16 protein-coding genes are annotated in these 21,740 nt (G+C 40.2%); 8 read left to right on the top strand and 8 right to left on the bottom strand.

Annotated elements, in window-relative coordinates; genetic code table 11:
• Positions 1-77: 77 nt before the first annotated feature.
• The 4 genes from ACH11B_RS06110 to ACH11B_RS06095 form a co-directional block, all read right to left on the bottom strand.
• The gene (locus ACH11B_RS06110) at positions 78-2,462 is read right to left on the bottom strand and encodes an ABC transporter permease (protein ID WP_377610061.1); all 2,385 of its coding nucleotides are present in this window, start codon (positions 2,460-2,462) and stop codon (positions 78-80) included.
• A 145-nt stretch (positions 2,463-2,607) separates the two neighbouring features.
• Positions 2,608-4,980: an ABC transporter permease gene (locus ACH11B_RS06105; protein WP_377610059.1), complete on the bottom strand. Its 2,373-nt coding sequence runs from the start codon at positions 4,978-4,980 to the stop codon at positions 2,608-2,610.
• Positions 4,981-5,151: 171 nt separating this feature from the next.
• Positions 5,152-7,503: an ABC transporter permease gene (locus tag ACH11B_RS06100; RefSeq protein ID WP_377610057.1), complete on the bottom strand. Its 2,352-nt coding sequence runs from the start codon at positions 7,501-7,503 to the stop codon at positions 5,152-5,154.
• 80 nt (positions 7,504-7,583) lie between these two features.
• Positions 7,584-8,258 carry an ABC transporter ATP-binding protein gene (locus ACH11B_RS06095; RefSeq protein ID WP_013664472.1) on the bottom strand — a complete coding sequence of 225 codons (675 nt, stop codon included), beginning with the start codon at positions 8,256-8,258 and terminating at the stop codon, positions 7,584-7,586.
• Between the two features lie 111 nt (positions 8,259-8,369).
• Between ACH11B_RS06095 and ACH11B_RS06090 the strand changes: the two genes are divergently transcribed.
• Complete coding sequence (locus ACH11B_RS06090) at positions 8,370-8,729, top strand: four helix bundle protein (protein ID WP_377610055.1); 360 nt, start codon at positions 8,370-8,372, stop codon at positions 8,727-8,729.
• A gap of 18 nt (positions 8,730-8,747) precedes the next feature.
• Here ACH11B_RS06090 and ACH11B_RS06085 read toward each other — a convergent pair whose 3' ends face one another.
• Positions 8,748-9,998 carry an efflux RND transporter periplasmic adaptor subunit gene (locus ACH11B_RS06085; protein WP_013664470.1) on the bottom strand — a complete coding sequence of 417 codons (1,251 nt, stop codon included), beginning with the start codon at positions 9,996-9,998 and terminating at the stop codon, positions 8,748-8,750.
• Between the two features lie 350 nt (positions 9,999-10,348).
• On the opposite strand from ACH11B_RS06085, the gene ACH11B_RS06080 reads away from it, so the two are divergent.
• The 3 genes from ACH11B_RS06080 (at position 10,349) to ACH11B_RS06070 (ending at position 13,525) form a co-directional block, all read left to right on the top strand.
• On the top strand, positions 10,349-11,692 hold the full coding sequence (locus ACH11B_RS06080) for a sigma-54 dependent transcriptional regulator (protein ID WP_013664469.1): 1,344 nt from the start codon (positions 10,349-10,351) through the stop codon (positions 11,690-11,692).
• Positions 11,692-13,011: a PAS domain-containing sensor histidine kinase gene (locus ACH11B_RS06075; protein ID WP_013664468.1), complete on the top strand. Its 1,320-nt coding sequence runs from the start codon at positions 11,692-11,694 to the stop codon at positions 13,009-13,011. The genes ACH11B_RS06080 and ACH11B_RS06075 overlap by 1 nt, the downstream gene beginning before the upstream one ends.
• Positions 13,012-13,087: 76 nt before the next feature.
• Entirely contained in the window at positions 13,088-13,525 is a 438-nt protein-coding gene (locus ACH11B_RS06070; RefSeq protein WP_377610052.1) for a low molecular weight protein-tyrosine-phosphatase, read from the top strand.
• Here ACH11B_RS06070 and ACH11B_RS06065 read toward each other — a convergent pair.
• Both ACH11B_RS06065 and gcvT read right to left on the bottom strand, forming a co-directional pair.
• Entirely contained in the window at positions 13,522-14,244 is a 723-nt protein-coding gene (locus tag ACH11B_RS06065) for a 2-phosphosulfolactate phosphatase (protein WP_013664466.1), read from the bottom strand. The two genes, ACH11B_RS06070 and ACH11B_RS06065, sit on opposite strands and share 4 nt — an antisense overlap.
• A 37-nt stretch (positions 14,245-14,281) precedes the next feature.
• Positions 14,282-15,361 (bottom strand): glycine cleavage system aminomethyltransferase GcvT, encoded by a 1,080-nt coding sequence (gene gcvT, locus ACH11B_RS06060; protein WP_013664465.1) that lies wholly within the window; start codon positions 15,359-15,361, stop codon positions 14,282-14,284.
• 282 nt (positions 15,362-15,643) lie between these two features.
• On the opposite strand from gcvT, the gene ACH11B_RS06055 reads away from it, so the two are divergent.
• Positions 15,644-15,844, top strand: a complete 201-nt coding sequence (locus ACH11B_RS06055; protein WP_377610049.1) for a hypothetical protein — start codon at positions 15,644-15,646, stop codon at positions 15,842-15,844.
• A 113-nt stretch (positions 15,845-15,957) separates the two neighbouring features.
• On the opposite strand, the gene ACH11B_RS06050 is transcribed toward ACH11B_RS06055, so the two are convergent.
• Complete coding sequence (locus ACH11B_RS06050; protein WP_377610048.1) at positions 15,958-16,560, bottom strand: ribonuclease HII; 603 nt, start codon at positions 16,558-16,560, stop codon at positions 15,958-15,960.
• Between the two features lie 217 nt (positions 16,561-16,777).
• Between ACH11B_RS06050 and ACH11B_RS06045 the strand changes: the two genes are divergently transcribed.
• Genes ACH11B_RS06045 through ACH11B_RS06035 form a run of 3 tightly spaced genes read left to right on the top strand, consistent with a single transcriptional unit; the run spans position 16,778 to position 21,732 of the window.
• Positions 16,778-17,545, top strand: coding sequence for a hypothetical protein (locus ACH11B_RS06045; RefSeq protein WP_377610046.1), 768 nt, complete (start codon positions 16,778-16,780; stop codon positions 17,543-17,545).
• Positions 17,546-17,584: 39 nt separating this feature from the next.
• Positions 17,585-20,464 (top strand): outer membrane beta-barrel protein, encoded by a 2,880-nt coding sequence (locus ACH11B_RS06040; RefSeq protein ID WP_377610044.1) that lies wholly within the window; start codon positions 17,585-17,587, stop codon positions 20,462-20,464.
• Between the two features lie 35 nt (positions 20,465-20,499).
• Positions 20,500-21,732 (top strand): pitrilysin family protein, encoded by a 1,233-nt coding sequence (locus tag ACH11B_RS06035; protein ID WP_130854737.1) that lies wholly within the window; start codon positions 20,500-20,502, stop codon positions 21,730-21,732.
• The last annotated feature ends 8 nt before the right edge of the window (positions 21,733-21,740 follow it).

Here is a 21,740-nt window from a genome sequence, read left to right as displayed (position 1 = left end):
TAACCAATAACGAATAACGAATAACCAATAACCAATAACCAATAACGAGTAACTGATTACCAATAACCAACACCAAGTTACTCATTGCGTAATGACTCAACAGGGTTGGTCAATGCTGCGCGTATAGTTTGCGACCCAATAACGATCAAGGCAATACCAACGGCAATGCTTCCCGCCAATATAAAAATCCAGATATTGATGGTGGTTTGATATTCAAAATCATCCAACCATTTATCCATTAAAAACCACATCAATGGAGACGCAACAAGCAAAGCGATTATTACTAATTTCAAGAAATCAAAAGATAACAACTTTACGATGGTTGATATATTGGCCCCTAAAACTTTCCGTATGCCGATTTCCCGATATCGCTGTGTGGTATGATAGGACACCAAACCTAACAAGCCCAAGCAGGAAATAAAAATAGCGAGCATTGCGAAATTGAAAAATAAATTACCGAATCGATTTTCTGAACGATATTGCCTATCAAAAAATTCGTCAGCAAAAAAGTATTCAAAAGGACGATTCGGAATAATCTCCTGCCATTTTTTTTCAATTGACTTCAAGGCCGTGTTTATATGTTGGCCATCTATTTTGAGTGATACCATACCGCCTCCGTTTCCTTGCCCATAACGCATGCTGAGGGGCTCTATTTTCGACTGTAGGGATTTAAAATGGAAATCTTTGATCACTCCGATGATTTTACCTTCGCTTCCCCATTGAGAATATTTTTTACCAATGGCGTCCGCTGGTTTTGCATAACCGAAGAGTTTAATGGCACTTTCATTTAAAATCATAGCTTGCGCAGTATCTGTTCCAAAGTCGGGCGAAAACATGCGGCCGGCCACCAGTTCAATTTTATATAGGGGAAGGTAATTATAGTCTACAAAATAGACCGGGAGGTTTGCGATCTGCATATCGCCTTGCTTGTTCTCAATTTCAGAATAAGCCACCGGATTCCCACCACCCGGGACCGATCCGGATACAGCGCTAGCTAATACGCCAGGTACGCTGGTTATTGCGTCCTTTAAGATTCTGCTCTTGGCATCTCCGTTTGTTTGCAAAACCAATACTTGTTCTTTATTGAAGCCCAGATTTTGATTTCGCATATATGCAAGTTGACGGTTTACAATCAAGGTGCCTGCAATCAGCGCAATGGAAACCACAAACTGCACCACAACTAAGGTTTTTCTCAATAGTAAACCTTTTGTGTTAGACGAAAATTTACCTTTTAACACGGTTACGGGTTTAAAAGAGGATAATACAAGTGCAGGATAAATACCGGCAAGTAACCCGATTAAACAGGCTAACAAAAACAAAACGAGGATGTACACGGGATGGAGAAATATACCTCCACTAATTTCCTTACCCGCAAGAAAATTAAAATAGGGAATCAAGACCAGACAGAGTAAAATGGAAATTATAAAAGCTAATAAACAGATTAATACGGATTCACTGATAAATTGCCGGGTAATTTGTATGCGATAGGCGCCAACCACTTTTCTGATTCCTACCTCTTTGGCTCTTTCAACCGCTCTGGCCGTGGAAAGGTTAATAAAATTAATGCAGGCAATAAGTAGGATGAATAGCGCTACAATAGCAAAAACATAAACATTGTTGATATTGCCGTTTTCAAAACCACCTCGTTTTGAATAAAGATAAACGTCTTTAAGAGGCTCTAAAAAGAGGGTGTAATGCATCTTGGACTGATCCATTTCCTTACCGACACGGTTAGTTAAAAAAGCGGGAAATTTAGCGGTTAATAAGGAAGGATCAGTATTCGGTTTAAGAAGTAAATAAGAAGTGAAACCAAAATTACCCCATTGCTCATCAAATTTAAAATTGGCCATTTTAATCAGGGTGACCATAGAAACAAACACGTCTCCTTTAAACTGCGAATTTTCAGGAATATCTTTCATCACACCTGTAACTTTGCTGTTGAAACCTTCATCGGTCAGTAGCAAACTTTTACCGATTGGATTTTCCTTTCCAAAATATTTTTTGGCTGCCGATTCGGATAGAACCACGCTAAAAGGCTCTTTTAATGCCGTTTCCGGGCTTCCTGCTAGTAGCGGAAAATCAAATAGTTGGAAAAGGGAGGAGTCAGCAAAGAATACGGCGCTTTCCTGATATTTGATATTATCTTTGCGTATTAACAAACTATTGGGCAGTAAACGCACGTAGTTTTCGATCTCCGGAAGATCTTTAGCGGCATACATTGCCATGGGGCCTGACGTGATATTCGCATTGATGGTTTCTGTGGGTGTCTTGACATCGCACACCAAGCGATAAATGCGATCAGCTTTTTCATGATACCGGTCGTAACTTCGTTCGAAATTGACGTAAAGCGCAATAAGAAAGCAGGCCGTCATCCCAACTGCCAAGCCACAAATGTTGATAATGGAAAAAGCTTTGGTTTTCCAGATATTCCGCCAGGCGATTTTTAAATAGTTTTTTATCATGATTTTTAGCGTTTAGCTGCCAGCTATCAGGCATAAGCCGTTAGCGCCATAAGCAGTGATCGAATCTATTTTGTCGTTACTTAGAGCAACGGTTATATTTATAATTACTCATTCGCTTTCTGCCTTTTACTGTAAACCTATACCTTTATTCCGTACGTATGGCATTGACCGGGTTATTTCTGGCGGCTTTTAACGCTTTGTTATAGATCGTAAGGAGGGCTATAATAGCAACCAGTAAACCTGTACCGACAAACACCCATAGAGAAATATCGGTGTGGTAAGCATAATTGTTTAACCATCTCTTCATTAGCCAGTAAGCCAAAGGAAAAGCAATGACTATCGAAAGGCTGACTAGTGCGATTAAATTTTTGGAAACAAGCAGCATAATATCGAGTATCGTTGCTCCCAAAGTCTTTCTAATTCCTATCTCTTTTATTTTTGATTCGGCAGTTATAGTGACCAAGCCAAACAGGCCTAAACAGGAGAGCAAAATAGCGATACATGCAAAAATATTCAGCAGCTTGCCTGCACGAATATCGCTTTTGTACAACTCATCAAATCTTGCGTCAAGAAATTCATATTGAAATTCATATTCGGGGTTATATTGTTTCCATAATCTTTCTACAGAAGCAAGGGCTTCAGCCGTTTTACCGGCGCTCGCTTTAACATACATGCCTCCCAAGGCCCAATTCGTATCGTAAAATAAAATACAAGGCTGGATTCTTTCCCGTAGGTTTTGAAAATGGAAATCTTTAACAACGCCAATGATCGTTCTCGGACTGTTACGAAAGCTAATCGTTTTGCCAACCGGATCCTTTAATCCCATTTCGCGTACCGCCGTTTGGTTTAATATAATGTAGCTGGAGTCGACCAACCGACCTGAAAAGCTTCTTCCGGCTAGTAATTGCATCCCCATAACATGCAGAAATTTATGATCCACTACCATGTTATTAACCATAAATTGGGCCTCCTTGGTTGACTTACCAGGCCAATCAATGTCTCCTGTGCTACTTCCGATATCGTTGATAATGGAACTGGCCGATGTGATACCTTTTATGCTCGGATTACGCTCCAACTCTGTGCGAATGGACTCGAAGTGATGAAGAAAGTTAATTTGGGGAAAAACAAATACATTTTCCTGTTGATAACCCATATCCTTTTGTTGAATATAGATCATCTGTCTGCTTATTATGAAAGTAGTGATAATTAAGATGACTGTACTTGTAAACTGTATAATAACCAGTGTTCTTCGCAACCAAGTTTCTTTACCTATGTTACCGATAACGCCCTTAAGGCCTTGCACGGGTTTGAAAGCAGATAAAGCGAGGGCCGGGTAGATACCCGCCAATAGTACCGTTATCAATAAGGCGCCACTAAAGATGAGCCAAATACGTGGATCGCTTAAATTAAAAGATAGCTCTTTTCCAGATAGTTCGTTATAATACGGCGTGGAGAGGTAGATAAATAAAGTCGCTAAGAGAATTGAAATAACAAATACGACACACGACTCAACAATAAATTGTAAGAAAAGATGCAAACGATTTGCACCAATAACTTTTCGTACGCTTACTTCTTTACTTCTTTTGGTCGAACGTGCTGTAACGAGGTTTAAGTAGTTTATGCACGCGATGAATAAGATAACAAAAGCGATTAAGGAGAAAATTCGAACCTGTTGTGCACCGTTGTCGGTTCCATCTCCGTTATAAAGATGAATTTTCTCGATAGGCTGTAGAAAATATACTAGTTTCTTGAAGAGCTCATCTGATCGTTGTTGTTGCTGCAATTTAACTAACTGTTCTTCGACTAATTGAGGATTGGTATTTTTCTGTAATAAAAAATAAGTACGGAAAGAGAAATGGCCCCAATCGGTATCATTATCTTTAAATCGCTTCTTAAGTAAGTTAAATGGTATAAAAAAATCAGCTTGGATAGACGAATTGCTTGGAAGGTCTTCCATAATACCGGTCACTAAAAAAGGCTGCTTACTTTCTTTTAATAATGGATCAATGCCGACAAGAATATGTTGTCCCATAGCATCTACCTTGCCAAAGTACTTTTTCGCTAGACTTTTTGAAATGATGATGGAATTGTCATTCTGAAACGGGTTTCTACGATCGCCCTGCAATAAAGGAAAATCAAAAAGTTGAAAGAAAGTGGAATCGGTATATTGCCCCTGTTCGCTGAACTTTTCTTGTTGGTTAGGTAGTAGGATAACTGCATCGCTATTTGAAAAACGGCAGGCGTCTTCAATGCCCGGAATACTTGATTTAGCATACATAGCCAAAGGCGGTGGAGTTTGGGGAAAAACATTATTCGACTGGATGTCAAAGGTTGTGGAAACTCGATAAAGACGTTCTCTTTTACTATGTATGCGATCGAAACTCCATTCATCCCATACCCATAAGCTTATTAAAATAACAGCGCTTAAACTAACGGATAGCCACACTATGTTAATAACAGCATAGCTTTTGTTGTTAAACAAATTTCTAAATACAGTTTTAAGATAATTCTTAAACATAGCTCATTAGTTTTTAGGTGTTAGTATTCAGCCCCTTGATCTCGATCTTATCTGTCAAAGGGCCAAAACTTTGTTGTCAGCGCTGTTAATTGACTTATAACGTATAACTGCTGCCTATCGCAAGCAGATAAAACGTATAACTTCAGGAAAACAGCTAAAAGCCGCAACTCATTACTCCGTTCGAATTGCCTTTATCGGATTGTTTTTTGCCGCTTTTAACGATTGTCCGCAAACGGTAAGTCCAGCGATGGCAAAAGCTATAAGTCCTGCGGCAATGAAAACCCAACCGTGAAGCTCCGTACGATACACATAATTCTCTAACCACTTACTCATCATCCACCAGGCGATTGGAAACGACAGGATGAACGATATGCCGACCAGCTTCATGAAATCTTTTGATATCAATAAAATTATGTTGCTTACGCTGGCTCCTAAAGTTTTACGTATACCGATTTCCTTAAACTTGGTTTCAGCTGTATAGGTTACCAAGCCAAATAAACCTAGACAAGAAAGTAGAATCGCAATGCCCGCAAAGATGTTGAATAGCCTGCCTGCGCGCATATCGCTTTTATACATATTGTCAAAAGCCTCATCCATGAATTGGTAGTTGAAATCATAATCGGCATTGTATTTCTTCCATAAAGTTTCTATCGCTGCAATCGCCTGTTGTGCTTGTTGTGGCTTTATCTTAACATACATCGCTTGCCAACCCCAGTTCTCGTTCATAAAAATGAGACAGGGCTCAATGGCAGTTCGCATATTTTTGAAATGAAAATCTTTGACAACCCCTGCAATAATGCCAGGCTTGTCATGGAAACTAATGGTTTTTCCCACAGGATTTTCTATGTTCATCTGGGCGATCGCCTGTTCGTTTAAGATGTAATAACCGCTATCTGCAGGTGTTCCCGAGAAGCCTTTTCCTTCAACCAACCTCATGTTCAATACCTGTAGGAAATTTCGATCGGCGGAGATCTGATTGATCATAAAATTGCCCATATTATCGGGTTTCCCTTCCCATACAATGTCCCCGGTAGCGCTTGCGAGATCAATAACGCCTTGGCTTGATACCGTTACGCCTAAAATGCTTGGATTGTTTTCCAACTCGCTCCGAACAGCAGCGTAATGCTTTCCGAAATTATAGGCACCGAAGGTTAAAATATTCTCTTTGTCATACCCTAAGTTTTTATTCTGTATAAAGGAAAGCTGTTTTGCAATAACAATCGTAGAAACAATGAGGACAACGGAGCAGGTGAATTGCAATACAACTAATACTTTGCGGAAAGAGCCACTGCTACCCAATCGAGGCAAAAGGCCCTTAAGTCCTAAAGCAGGATTAAATCGTGATAGTGTTATTGCGGGATAGATTCCGGCCATTAGTAATACTAATATCAAGGCAGCACCAAATAATGCCCAAACGCGGCTATCAAATAAGCTAAAGCTCATTTCCTTTCCCGACAACTGGTTGTAGATAGGCATGGCTAAAAAGCTGAGCAACCAGGAAAGGAGCATGGAGATTAGAAAAACAACCAGTGATTCGGTTAAGAATTGTAAAAACAGATGCGTACGATTGGCGCCTACAACTTTCCTTACACTTACTTCTTTGCTTCGCCTAGCAGACCTTGCTGTAACAAGGTTTACATAATTGATACAGGCAATTAATAAAATTACGAGGGCAATTAAGGTAAATATTTTAACCTGGCGCATGCCTTGTTCGTCTCCTTTGGGATCATAAAGATGAATTTTATGTAAGGGCTGCATTAAATAGACAAGGTCTTTAAAGAAATCGCTCGACTGATTTTTTTTATGAAGAGCGGCTAGTTGTAGCCCAACTTCTTTTGCGTTTACTTCGGATTTTAGAAGAAAATAGGTGTCGTAGCCAAAATTTCCCCAATCGGCGTTGATTGGATTGCTCTCGCGACCTTCATTTAATTGATCAAATGGAATGAAAAAATCATTACGTATGCTCGAATTTTTTGGTATATCCTCAATAACACCCGAAACCCGAAAGCTGATACCCTCAAGCGCTTTTACCACTTTGCCAACAGCTTCTTCTTTGCCGAAAATTTTTTCGGCTAGCGACTTGCTTAGGACAATAGAATGTTTATCAGGAAAAGGTTGTTTTTCGTTTCCTGCAATCAATGGAAAGTCAAATATGGAAAAGAAGCTGGGATCGACATAGTAGACGCTTTCTTTGAATTTCTTACCTTTGTAATCCACTAAGGTTTCCTGCCAAGTATTGATTCTACAGGCGTCTTCTACGGCGGGCAATTCATTTTTTCCGAAAACAGCCAAAGGAGCAGAGGTACTCCATATTTTCGTCATTTCCTTGTCAATGGCGCCCGATGCCCTGAAAATTCGGTCACCTTTGCTGTGCATCTGATCGAAACTTAGCTCATCCCAAACCCATAATAAAAGTAATACAGAAGCCGCTAGACTTACCGATAGGCCAATAATATTAATGGCCGCATAAAGCTTGCTTTTCGCCAAGCTTCTGAAAGCGCTTTTAAAGTAATTCTTTAGCATAGCTATTCCTTTTAATCAGATTTCAGCCCGTCAACTTTAATTTAGCCCTAATTGCTAGGGTCTAAAGCCGAAACCCTACTTTACGCCACCGTAGTCATCACAACTTGCCCGTCCAGCATTCGGATAATGCGATCGCTATAACGCGCATCATGTTCGCTGTGGGTAACCATTACAATGGTAGTCCCTTGTTCGTTTAATTCAGTAAGCAGCTGCATTACCTCATTACCGTTATTTGAATCCAGGTTACCTGTCGGCTCATCCGCGAGAATAAGCTTAGGATTATTAACCACCGCTCGGGCAACGGCAACCCGTTGTTGCTGACCGCCGGAAAGTTGCTGTGGAAAGTGGTTTCTACGGTGCATAATCTGTACCTTCTCAAGCACCTCTTCCACTCGTTTTTTGCGTTCGGCGGCCGGCACTTTCGTATAAATCAGCGGGAGCTCTACGTTTTCAAATACAGTTAGCTCGTCAATCAAGTTGAAACTTTGGAAAACGAAACCAATATTGTGTTTACGCAAGTCTGATCGTTTCCGCTCGTTAAAGTGGGCCACCTCTATATCATTGAATTTATAACTGCCTTCGTCTAGATCATCTAAAAGGCCTATAATATTCAACAATGTGGATTTACCACACCCTGAAGGACCCATCACTGCTACAAACTCACCCTTTTGTACTTCTATACTTAGGTTGTTGAGCGCTACCGTTTCCACTTCCTCAGTACGGTAGAATTTTTGAAGTTCAGTTATTTTGATCATGTTCTTATTAGTTGTTAGCAATTAGGATTTAGGTGTTAGCCCAAGGATCTCTTGCTATTTTTATTTATTTTCTTAACTTGTAAAATCTTTTTATCGATCTATTCTGGAACCATGTGCGACTTTAAAAAACTTATCGTTTGGCAGAAAAGCCATTGCTTAGCTATTAACATCTATAAGTACACCTCATCTTTTCCAAAGGAAGAAGCTTTCGGGTTAATTTCGCAGATGCGTCGTGCTGCACTGTCTATTTCTTCCAATATTGCTGAAGGTAGTGCGCAGGAAAGCCACCTACAATTTAATCGATTTCTCATCATTGCATCCGGATCTGCAGCAGAACTCGACTGCCAACTTCTCTTATCTAAGGATCTTGGTTTCATAGATGAATCTATTTATGTAGCATTACAGGAACAAATTACTGAGGTCCGAAAAATTATTCATAGTTTTAAAAAAAAGCTAAAGCCTAATGACTAAAACCTAATCCCTAATCCGCTATTTTACCACCAACTCCTGCACCTTATCATACGTTTCGTAACTGGAAGTTACCACCTTTTCGCCGGGTTTCAAACCTTGAATCACTTCATAATAATCTGGGTTCTGTCTTCCTAATTGCACATCAGCGCGGTAAGCTGTTTTGCCGTCCGAGCTCAACTTAAATACCCAGTTTCCGCCTGTTTGTTGATAAAATCCGCCTTTTGGTAACAACACTGCTTTTGTTTCATCACTTAAAGCTAAACGTATTTGCAACGTTTGTCCACGTCTGATGCCTTTTGGCGTTTCACCGTCAAATTCCATATCCACTTGAAATCTGCCGTTAGCGACCTGTGTATAGACCTTTTTAACGCGTAACTTATAGGTTTTACCCGACAAGGTGAATTCACCATCTAAATCCGGATAAATACGTGAAATATAATGCTCATCAATATCAGCCTTTACCTTAAAGCCACTCAGCACATCTAATTGGCCAAATCGATCGCCCGGATTCTTCTTTTGTCCAATTTCTGCATCAAAAGCTGTTAATTGGCCATCTATCGGCGCCCTAACAATCAAATCGCCTACTTTACGACGCATTAAGTCAAGCGCACTGCGTGTCCGTTCATAGGTTTCACGGCTTTCTCTTAATGATTGCTGCGTCCGGATAGAGTCGGTGTGCAGGTTTTCTCTACTCAATTTCATGCGTTCAACCTGATAAGTATATTCGTTACGCGCTTTTTCAAACTCTTGCCGACCAATTGCTTTTTGGTCGTATAAATGTTTCTTTAGATTAAATTCTCGGGTTGCTTCCTTAAAGCCGTTTTCTACCTCTGCCATTTGGTTGCGCGTAGCGATAGACGCTTGTTGCGCGTTTGTTTGAGATATCTGAGATTGCGTTAGCAAGTTTAATACCTGTGTTTCCTGATTGACCAAGCTCAATTCCAAATCCGTGTTCGATAAACGCATAATGGGATCGCCTTTTTTCATGATGGCGCCGTCTTCGACAAATTTTTCCTCTACGCGTCCCCCTTCGGAAGCATCCAGATAAATGGTACTGATTGGCATGACCATACCGTTTACGGGGATAAACTCGCGGAATGGACCTTCGGATACTTCTGATATAGTTATTCTTTCTGCGTCAACATTTAATTTTGATTTTCCCGAGGTAAAATAATAGCTAGAGAAAATCAAGGCACCAATGCCCACAATCCCTGCAACGGTAGCTATCCGCTTATTATTCCATTTCTTTTTTGGTAGTGCTCTGTCCATTTTTATTCTTTATACGGCAAGAAAATATCCTTTTTGCTCGTTTAACAACTATACAAGCTTGTGCCATAAAAATAGGCTGCTAATAATCAGCTTTTTACGTGTTTTTTCGGTTTTGGTACTGTCCGATATCGTACACTTTATGTGCGCTTGCGTACAGCGTACATAAAGTGTTTTGTAACATTTTTTCTGATAATCAGTCTTTTAATAATAATGGTATAGTTATATCTTTACAAGATGGAGCGATTAGGTGTTAGCATATAGCCTTTAGCTATTAGAGTTAACCAAAACTAATGCCTAATAGCAAATACTCTGTACCCCTAATAACTAATCGCTAAAAACTAAATGCTAGCATGAAACACGCCAGAATACTAATTATTGACGATGATCCTGATGTATTAACGGCAGTCAAATTGCTGTTAAAAAGAGAAGTCAGTGAAGTGATTGCAGATAAAAACCCCGAGAATATTCCTGCCATCCTGTCGAGACAGCCTATTGATTTGGTACTACTTGATATGAACTTCAAGAGTGCTATCAATACCGGTAATGAAGGGTTGTATTGGTTAAATCGGGTTAAGTCGCTCCGTCCGGAGCTGCCTGTTATAATGATCACCGCCTATGGTGCTATTGATTTAGCGGTTACATCATTAAAGCAGGGAGCTACCGATTTCATCGTAAAGCCATGGCAGAATGAACATTTGCTACAAGTAATCGGAGATATCTTAAATAAAAAGCCGGGCAAAAAGAAGTCGGAAACACCACAAGTTGCGCAAAGTGACATTATCGGTGAATCGGAAGTAATGAAAAACCTGATGCATAAAATCACGAAAATTGCACCAACAGATGCCAATATTCTTATCCTGGGTGAAAATGGAACAGGGAAAGATGTAATTGCTGACATGATACATCGTGAGTCTAGGCGGGTTTTAATGCCTTATGTAAAAGTTGATGTTGGCGCTTTGACGGATACACTCTTTGAAAGTGAACTTTTTGGCCATAAAAAGGGCGCTTTTACAGATGCAAGGGAAGATCGCGTAGGACGCTTCGAAGCAGCTGATAAAGGGACTTTATTTTTAGATGAAATCGGAAACATTTCTTTACAGCAGCAGGCAAAATTATTAAGTGTGCTTCAAAATAGACAAGTTATTCCACTGGGAAGTAATACACCAATTCCTGTTGATATACGTTTATTGTGTGCTACTAATGTGCCGCTAGTGGCATTGGCTAACGAAAGTCGCTTCCGAAAAGACTTAATCTACCGCATCAATACCGTGGAAGTGCAAGTACCACCTTTGCGAGAAAGGGGAAACGACATCTTACTTTTGGCTCGCCATTTTATGAAAAAGTATGCCTCTAAATATGCAAAGCAGTTTCCCGACTTGGATAAACGTGCAGAAGACAAGCTTTTAAATTATCATTATCCGGGGAATGTTCGCGAGTTACAGTATAGCATTGAGCGGGCAATTATTATGTCAGACGGTGAGACCTTAAACGCAGAAGACATTATATTCTCTCCGATTGAGCAGGCCGGCGGCCAGGCAAAAGTAGAGCATGATGCCTATAATTTAAGTGAAATGGAGAAAAATGCGATCATGAAGGTAATCGAAAAACACAATGGTAACATTAGCAAAGCCTCGCAGGAGTTAGGACTAACACGTACGGCTCTTTATAGAAGATTAAGCAAGTATAATATCTAATGAACCGTTTGCGTCTTTTAATTACGTTTAGAGCGTTTTTACTTTTTCTTATCATTGGTCTGTTATGCTGGTTGCTTCTTACCGGTTATTACCTTTATGCATTGCTGGTTCTTCCGGTGTCCTTGTGGATGCTTAGTTTAAACTTTCGTTCGCAATTGCGCGCCTATAGAGAACTGGAAGAATTCGCAGAAGCGGCCCGCTATCGCGACTTTACCCGCTTCTTTCCCCTTCAGAATGCCGGACCTGAAATCAGGCCACTTCGTGGTGCTTTTAATGAGATTAATGGTGTATTCAAAAAAATAAGTAGTGAACGCGAAACTCAATACCAATACCTGCAAACTATTTTAGAAGTAGTGAACACTGCCATCCTTTCTTATGATGAGCGAACAGGAAAAGTCGTTTGGATGAATGAGGCTTTTAAAGAATTATTTAATATCCCTTATATCTCCGTTATTGAAGGATTGAACAAGCGTAATCCTGACCTATATCGGAAAGTAATGGAAGTGTCGTCAGATAAAGCGGACGTTTTTACAGTACCAACGCCAAAAGGCGTACTCAAACTTCAGTTTTCTACAAGTAGTTTTCAAACACCGGAAGGACATTATCGGTTATTAGCTTTCCAAAATATTAATGAGGCGTTAGATGAAACCGAATCGAGGGCTTGGCAAAAATTGTTAAGTGTTTTAACGCATGAGATTATGAATTCGATTGCGCCAATATCTTCCCTTGCTGATACCTTGAAAAACCGATTAGAAACGTTACCAAACAGCGAAGAGCTGGATGATATACGCTTAGGTACCGAAACGATTAAAAGAAGAAGCGAGGGTTTGCTGAAATTTGCAAGTACTTATAGAAGCCTCAACAAAATTGCTCAGCCGGAATTAACAACCGTTTATGCCTCGGATTTGTTCGAAAACCTTTATCAATTAATGGAACCTTCGCTTATTCAGAAAAATATTGAACTGGACATCATCCTGAAGGATCCCATCCTCCAATTATCCTTAGACGTCAATTTAATAGAACAGGTACTTATCAATTTGTTGTTAAATGCTATGGAGGCAGTAAAAGATATAGAGAAACCTTATATTAGCCTCTCCGCGCTAGCAAATAACGGTAGTCCACAGATTAAGGTGATGGATAATGGAAAGGGGATACCTAAAGATTTGCTGGAAAGCATTTTTGTTCCTTTCTTTACTACCCGTAAAAGCGGAAGCGGCGTTGGCTTAACACTCAGCAAACAGATTATGCTCATGCATAAGGGAAACATTAGCGTCCACTCGGAGGAAGGGAAAGGAAGTGTGTTTACATTGCAGTTTTAAATAAGCTATTAGGGGCTAGGTATTAGCCATTAGGTTTTAGCTAATCCCTAAGAGCTGAAGGCTAACAGCTTAAGAAATGAAAATACTCGTAGTTTGTTTGGGGAATATTTGTAGATCTCCACTAGCTCATGGAATATTAGCCCATTTAGCGAAAGAAAAAGGATTAGATTGGGAGATTGATTCGGCAGGAACGGGAGACTGGCATGTTGGAGAATGTCCGGATAAGAGATCAATAGCCATTGCAAAAAAATATGGCGTCGACATCAGCGGGCAGCGGGCCCGCCAATTTAATCGGATTGATTTTGAATATTACGATAAGATTTTGGTGATGGATCGGAATAATCTGCGTGATGTATTGGCGATGGCTCATTCGCCGGCCGATCGCGCAAAAGTAAGCCTCTTCTTAGAAAATGATATTGTGCAGGATCCGTACTATGATAACAACCTGTTTGATCCGGTCTATAAGATAATTGTAGCGCGTTGCGAAACCTTGCTAAAGGAGTTAGCCAGCTAGCTTTCTAACACCACGAGTCGATCTCCTTTTAAAACCGGGATCGTATTCAGCAGATCAACCTGTAAGCAAAAGTCAATATCTTTTTGGATCCCTAAGTGCTGTAATCGTTTACTATGGGCACTTTGAGCAAGAAAGTCGGCCAGGTCGTTTGCCGCGGCTAGATACAGATTTTCAGCAGCAATGGCTGCGTCATCTCCTTTTTGATGGCTATCCTTCAGTTTGTTTATAACCGCACCGGCAAAGACCGTGTCTTCTAAGTTAAAATTATCTTTCCACCCGGCACATACTAATAGGACAGGATCATCTTGTCGCCGTAACCAGTTACAAAGCGCGGTAAGATTCAAAAAAGATCCGATGACAACATTTTTGGCTTCTCGTGATAAGTGAATAGCCTTCGTACCGTTGGTAGTAGTCAATACAATGGTTCTGCCGTTGACTTTCTCGCTAACATAAGAAAACGGAGAATTGCCGAAATCAAAACCATCTACTACTTCACCATTTCGCTCGGCAGCAAGTAAATATCCATGGTCTTTATAAATAGCGCAAGTAGATACTTCCGCCACAGGAATAATCCCTTCAGCTCCGTTGGCCAATCCGTAGCACATAGAGGTAGTAGCTCTAAAAATATCGATCACCACCACAATGCTATTTCTGATGTCGTGTAAATGAATGAGCGCAGGGCTCAAGCAAACGTTTATTTCCTTAGTTTGGTCAAGCAAAATATAAATGTTTTTTTCGGATGATGTAAATGACAGCTTATTTAATAAAAGGGGGCTTACTTACCACAGCCTTTACTTTTTTATCTCTTATTTTGACGTAAATTTCAGTTCCTTCTTTGCTATATTCCTTACTTAGATAACCTAATCCGATTGACTTTTGAAGCGTTGGAGATTGGGTGCCGGAAGTAACATGCCCAATTGGTTGGTCGTTTTCATTAACAAGTTCGTAGCCATGTCTTGGAATGCCACGCTCAATCATTTCAAATCCAACTAATTTACGCTGTATTCCTTCTTCTTTTTGTTTTTTTAAGTTTTCAGCATTTACAAAGTCCTTTGTAAATTTGGTTACCCATCCCAAACCCGCTTCGAGTGGTGAAGTGGTATCATCGATATCATTTCCATATAAACAGAAACCCATTTCAAGACGTAGCGTATCGCGTGCCCCTAAACCAATTGGCTTGATTCCAAAAGGCTTACCGGCGTTCATAATAGCCTCCCACACTTCTTTCGCATGTTCATTGTCAACATAAATTTCGAATCCTCCGGCACCGGTATATCCTGTAGCGGAAACTAACACATTATCTATGCCGGCAAATACACCTTTTTTAAAGGTATAATATTCCATTTCTCCCAAATCTAGGCTTGTTAGGCTCTGCAATGCTTCTGTCGCTTTAGGGCCTTGTACTGCGAACAGGGAAGTTTTATCAGAAATGTCTTTCATTTCAACACCAAAGGTGTTGTATTTTGAAATCCAGTCCCAATCCTTTTGTATATTAGAGGCATTTACGACGAGTAAATACGTTTTTGCGTCTATACGATAAACCAGAAAATCATCGACAATACCTCCTGTTTCGTTGGGTATACAGGCATATTGAATTTTCCCATCAAAAAGCTTTGACGCATCATTGGAACTTATTTTCTGTACTAATTCCAATGCTCTTTCTCCTTTTAATATGAACTCGCCCATATGGCTTACATCGAACACGCCTACACCGGTACGAACCGTTTGATGTTCATCATTGATACCCGTATATTGTACGGGCATGTTGTAGCCTGCAAAGGGTACCATCTTAGCACCGAGCGCTATGTGTAAATCCGTGAGGGCGGTAGTTTTCATGTTAGAACAAATTAAAAAATCAAAAAATGCTGCGCAAACTTATACAAAATAAGGGTACTTGCAAAAACTTGTTTTGTTATGCAGGGATTTAGCTTTAAAAAAAGAACTTTTTTTTGTCACTTTCTTCCGCAGAAAGTAACCAAAGACTCATCGCTTGGAACTTTGCTACAAGAGGTAGTGCATCAACGTGCAAACCGCAAATTTCCTAGGCGATACTTTAGCAGAACGTAGGGATTTTACTCTTAACCGAACGTATTTATTTTCAGCCCTAAATACAGCCCTGTGCGTGAGAAGAATGGCCTTGGAGGATACCGACGCAACGAGCAGCAAAGCATTTGTACATATGTTCATATTGTAGTACCCAAGCGGATTGAAGAAGTGAAACGGCTCCAATCCGCGCCAGTGATGCTTTGCCATCAGGTGCAAGGTAGCATCCATAGCCTTGATTTTTGGTCAGCTTTTTATCAAGAAAAAGCTGATTAAGAAAAAAGTTCTTTTAATATAAACACCTTCATCTATATGTTAAAGACGAAATCAACCAACTGGAGTTCATCGAAGGTAACGCCTGTTTTGTTATGAAGGCGCTCCATAAGCAATTAAACAAAAGAAAGACTTAACTGAGGATCTGTAATCCTGAAGGTTTTACGATGGTGTGGGGTTAAGCCATACTTCAGAACGGCATCCCGATGCCTTTTTGTGGGGTAGCCCTTGTTTTTTAACCAGTCGTATTCAGGATGCTCGTTGGCTAAATTGTCCATATAATCATCGCGATAGGTTTTTGCCAAAATGGAAGCGGCGGCTATTGAAAGATACTTTCCATCACCTTTTATAACACACTGATGGGGAATATTTTGGTATCTTTTGAAACGATTTCCATCAACTAGAATATATTCGGCCTGCATTTTCAATGCATCTAAAGCTCGATGCATCGCAAGAAAAGAAGCATTTAATATATTGATCTGATCAATTTCTTCCGCGCTCGCACTCGCAACAGCAAAAGCAAGGGCTTCATTTTCTATCATTTCCCTCAAATCATAGCGCTGAGCTGCGGATAATATTTTCGAATCATTCAGAATACCGTGCTTAAATGAGGAAGAAAAAATAACGGCTGCAGCGAAAACCGGGCCCGCCAGGCAACCTCTTCCAGCTTCATCGCATCCAGCTTCAATTAATTCATTTTGAAAGGTAGATAACAGCATGTCTATGATACAATATTGATGGGGCACAAATGAAGCAAAGATAAGAATTTTTCTAGCTATTAGATGTTAGCTGTTAGTGCATAAATTTGTGAAGGCGCTTGATTGGCTAGTGCCTAATGCCTAAAGGCTAATAGCTAGATTCTATATATTTTTTATGTTACAATTAAACCAAAAAAATGTGAACCAGTCAAAAAGCTGCTTTACTATACAAAAAAACATGAGATTTCAGAAGACAAACTTGTTGATCTGTACTTGTCTGTTGTTAAGTTTCTGTTCCGTATACGCGCAGAAGAAGAAATCCATAGTTCCTACGGCAATTGACTTTAGATCCGATATTCAGATAGATGGGGATTTATCGGAATGGGGAGACAGCTTGCGGAATTATTATGAGAAGCAAGACCTCCAATATGAGATAGCAAATGACGAGAAGCAGATATATGTGGCAATGCGTGTGAAAGATGGCAGTTGGCAGACGCAAGCCTTGCACCAAGGGTTTAGCTTCCTCGTAAATAAGGAGGGAAAGAAGAAGGAAGGGGCTTCGATTATTTTTCCAATTCCCGATCGTGAGTCTTTGAGAAGCTTGGCATCAAAAGATAAGGACGAGAAACCGGCCGATATACGGGAGGGGGTTTTGAAAGCAGTACGAGCCATTTTCATTGTCGGAATGGCGGATGTCGTGGATGGCCCCATCTCACTGGAAAATAACTATGGTATTAAAGCGGCTGTGAAAATTGACAGTTCGGACGCGGTATGTTATGAGGCAGTTATTCCCTTCGAACGAATAGGATTGGAACAGGAAAGAGATAAGGAGGTAGCATTTAACATAAAAATAAATGGCATTATCATGCGTACAGTAGGAGGTGGGCAACCAATGGGACGATATGGTTATGGAGGATATGGATATTACGGTACTCAACCAAGTAGAAAGGAGACACAGCAAGAACCTGGGACGTGGATTATCTTACCACTCGCTAAACCGAAATAAAATAGTCGTACAGATACTAAATATATAATCATTAATTAAATGTGCTTAAAAAAAATCAACCAAATTGTTAGAAGTATTTTTCTTCTCTCCCTCTTCGGAATAAGCCTTTGTTCTTTTCAAGCGCAAGCACAGACAGGTAAAGTAGTTAACGGTGTGCTCAGGGATAGTACAGGGCTGAGTGTGATTGCTGCCTCCGTTAAACTGATGTCGCCGCAGGATACGCTTCAGGTGAGCAGTGACGTTGATGGAAAATTTAGCTTTAAAAATGTCAAGGCAAGCAGTTTCAATTTGCTGATTACCAGTTTGGGTTTTAGACCATTTAGCAGAAGTTTTTCCTTCAATGGACAGCATTCGCTTGATTTACCCCCATTAGTTATGTCGTTCGAATCGAAACTTTTAGAGGTAGTAAATGTAACAGGAGGTACTTTAGTAACGATGAAAGACGACACGGTGGAATACAATGCAAAAGATTACCGGGTGCGGCCAAACGCAATGACGGAAGAACTTATAAAGAAACTGGATGGAGTAGAAGTGGATAAAGATGGTAACGTGCAAGCGCAGGGTGAAAGTGTCACGCGGGTTAGAATTAATGGAAAAGACTTCTTTGGCGGGGATGTGAAAACAGCAACAAAAAATTTACCGGCTGATATCATTGAGAAAATACAAATCGTGGATGATTATGGCGATCAGGCAAATCTAACCGGTAATAGAACAGGAGAGCCCGAGAAAATATTGAATATAACGATAGCGGAAGAAAACAATAACGGTAATTTCGGGCAGTTTGGTGCAGGGATGGGCACGAAGCCGGCGGGAGATAATGGATATCGATATCAGCTGGGAGGTATGTACAATTCATTTACCGGGTCACGCCAATTTTCTGTCTTGGTCAATGCAAATAATAATAACAACCAAGCTTTTGATTTCAATGCAAGAGGCAGTGGAGCCAGAAGGATGCCCGGAGGGGGAGGAAGAAGAATGGGAGGCGGTTTTGGCGGTCCGGGAGGCTTTGGTGGAGGAAGCAACGGCTTAACCGATTCGTATTCAGCGGGCTTCAACTATAGAAAAGATTTTAATGATAAATGGACCACCTATGGCAACTATAGCTACAATCACAGTGACAATAACGTAATCAGTGTCAATTCCATTCAAGACTTTTTTCTTGATACAACGATTTTAAGAAACACCAATGCTACCAGTAATGCGATCAGTAATAATCATCGATTCGACTGGAATGTAGAATATAAACCGAATGATAAATTATTTATCAAACTTTCGCCTACATTTAGCATTGGCAACAATAATACAGGAAGTTATGAATTTACCTATCAAAGTATAAATGATACACTTTCTAATAAAATCGAAAATATAAACCATGATAAATCCTTTACACCAAATTATGGTGGTAGTGGCTTATTGAACTACAAGATAAACGATAGGGGTAGGAATATCTTTTTTAATTTTTCGCTAAATTCAGCCAGAACAGAGCAAGACCTGGATAGAATTATCAATAATATTACTTTCAGCAGGGACTTAGACAGCGCTGCTATTTACCAAAGGCAGTTGGTAGATTTGAATAATAAGGGGTTCAATGGGGGTACGTCCGTCTCGTATATTGAACCGCTTACTGACAAGAGCAATTTAGAGTTTAGTTACGATTTTAATTTCGCAACTTACGATAACGATCGGCAAGCGAACTCAATGGACGTGGAAGGAAATAGCATACCCAACCCATCCTTAAGCAATTTTTACGAGTATACCTTTTCAACTCATCGTGCCGGAGTTACCTATCGCTATAGAACAGATAAGTTCGTTTATCAATTAGGGGCTACCGTTTTACCTACCAGGCTAACAGGACATACAACCTTGGCTGGTCAAGATTTATCGTTCGGACGAAACGGCTTTTACTTTGTTCCGGTAGCTCGTTTCGAATACAAAGCTTCACGAACCCGCTCATTAAATGTGGAATATCGGGGGAATGCAAGCGAGCCGACCTTCTCGCAATTACAACCAATAACGGATGTTTCAAATCCAAATTTTCCTACGACGGGTAATCCTAATCTAGCTGCGGAGTTCAACCACACGCTAAATCTACGTTACCGTAACTTTGATTTCAAATCGGGTAATATTTTCTTCGCCGTATTGAATGCGAATGTTATCGAAGATAAAATTACGACTAATCGTATTACAACGATGGACGATAGTTTAGGAGTCGTTCAGGAAACGAGATACCTAAATACTGGCGGGAATTATAATGCCCGCGGTTTTTATCACTATGCGAAACCCTTTAATAATCGTAAGTATGTAGTTTCCTTAAGAGGATCCGCCAATTTCAATAATAACATATCCTATGCAAATTCTGTGGAGAATGAGGCTAAGAATTGGGTATTAAATCAAGGGCTCAATGTGCAGATCAACCCTAAAGACTGGCTGGAAATTCGACCGGGAATAGACTTTACCTATAACACCACAAAAAACAGTTTACAGAATCGGAGCAATCAGAATATAACGACTTGGGCCGCCTCTATGTATGGTAATATTTATATCACACCCACCTTATTATGGAACTTTGATGTAGCTAAAACGAGTAACAATGGCTATGAAGGTAATGTTCAGGCCAATCCTTTAATTATCAATACGTTTATTGAGAAACAATTCTTTAAAAACAAAAACGGAATGTTGCGGTTGCAAGCCTTCGATTTGTTAAACGAACAGGTGAGTATATCGAGGTCTGTTACCGAAAATAGAATTTCGGATAGCAGAACAAATCGACTCGCTCGTTATTTTATGCTATCTTTTACGTATCGCTTTCAAAAATTTGCAGGTAGAACGGGAGCTATGCCGGATGATAATGGCCCTGGACGTTGGGAAAGAGGTGGTCGGTCTATGAGTGGACCCGGGGGAAGGCCAGGTGGATTTTAATATACCCACAATTTTATCTAAGTTTGTCCACCACAATGGATCATCACATCATTCATTTATCGAACGGTATCCGCGTTCTTTTGAAGCCTGCAGATACGGTTGTATCCCATGCCTGTATTTTAGTCAACGCAGGAACACGCGATGAACGTCCTGAACAATACGGAATGGCTCACTTTATCGAGCACTTGTTGTTTAAACGCACGGAAAGACGAAATACAAATCAGATTCTGAATCGCCTTGAGCTCGTAGGGGCAGACCTTAATGCATACACAACCAAGGAATATACGTGCGTGCACGCATCCTTTTTAAAGGAACATTTGTCGCGCGTACTAGATCTTTTTGAAGATATTATTTTCCACTCCGTGTTTCCTGAATCAGAGATGGAAAAAGAGAAAAGCGTAATCCTGGACGAAATAGCATCTTACCAAGACAGCCCTGAGGACGCTATCGCAGACGATTTTGAAGATATGTTGTTCGATCAGCATGCTTTGGGCCATAATATCTTAGGAACCAGCGAATCACTGAAGGCGATAACCAGACAAGATATTTTCCAATTCTTGAAAGAAAATTATTGTACTGATCAAATTGTTTTAGCAATAACCGGGCAATATGATTGGAAGAAAATAAAAAAATTAACAGAAGGCATATTAAGCAATATTCCCGCAAATCTTTCTGCACGGGAGAGGAATATGACAATTAATTATAAGCCAATACAACGAAAAATTGTGAAACCAATTGTACAGGCGCACGTGAGTTTAGGAAATGTAGCCTATTCTTTACACGATGATCGTAAGGTTGGCTTAATGGTATTAAACAATTTGCTCGGCGGAATGGGAATGAGTTCTAGGTTGAATCTCCAAATCCGTGAAAAATATGGAATAGCTTACACCATTGAATCCAATTATACACCATACACGGATACCGGAATATTTTCCATTTACTATGGTACAGATGGAGACAAGGCCCATCAGGCTCAAAGGCTAGTCAATAAAGAGCTTAAAAAGCTACGCGATACCAAACTGGGAAGCTTACAACTCCATCAGGCTAAGCAAAAGTTTATCGGCCAGATTGCTTTAGGGGAGGAGAATCGGATGGGAGTGCTTATTTCGATGGCAAAAAATTTGCTAGACTATGGCAAGGTAAACACGCTGGAAGAAGTAGTAGAGCAAATAAATAGGGTGAGTGCGGAAGAGCTTCTGGCAATTGCAAATGAAGTATTCGAAGACGCAAAACTTAGTGAGCTCGACTTTATCCCGGAGCAGGAATAGCTATATAG

It is taken from the genome of Olivibacter sp. EAT-5 (genome assembly GCF_044784325.1).
Classification (GTDB): Bacteria; Bacteroidota; Bacteroidia; order Sphingobacteriales; family Sphingobacteriaceae; genus Olivibacter; species Olivibacter oleidegradans.
The sequence above is the reverse complement of the archived record's forward strand: the minus strand, read 5'-3'. Positions and strand labels throughout refer to the sequence as shown.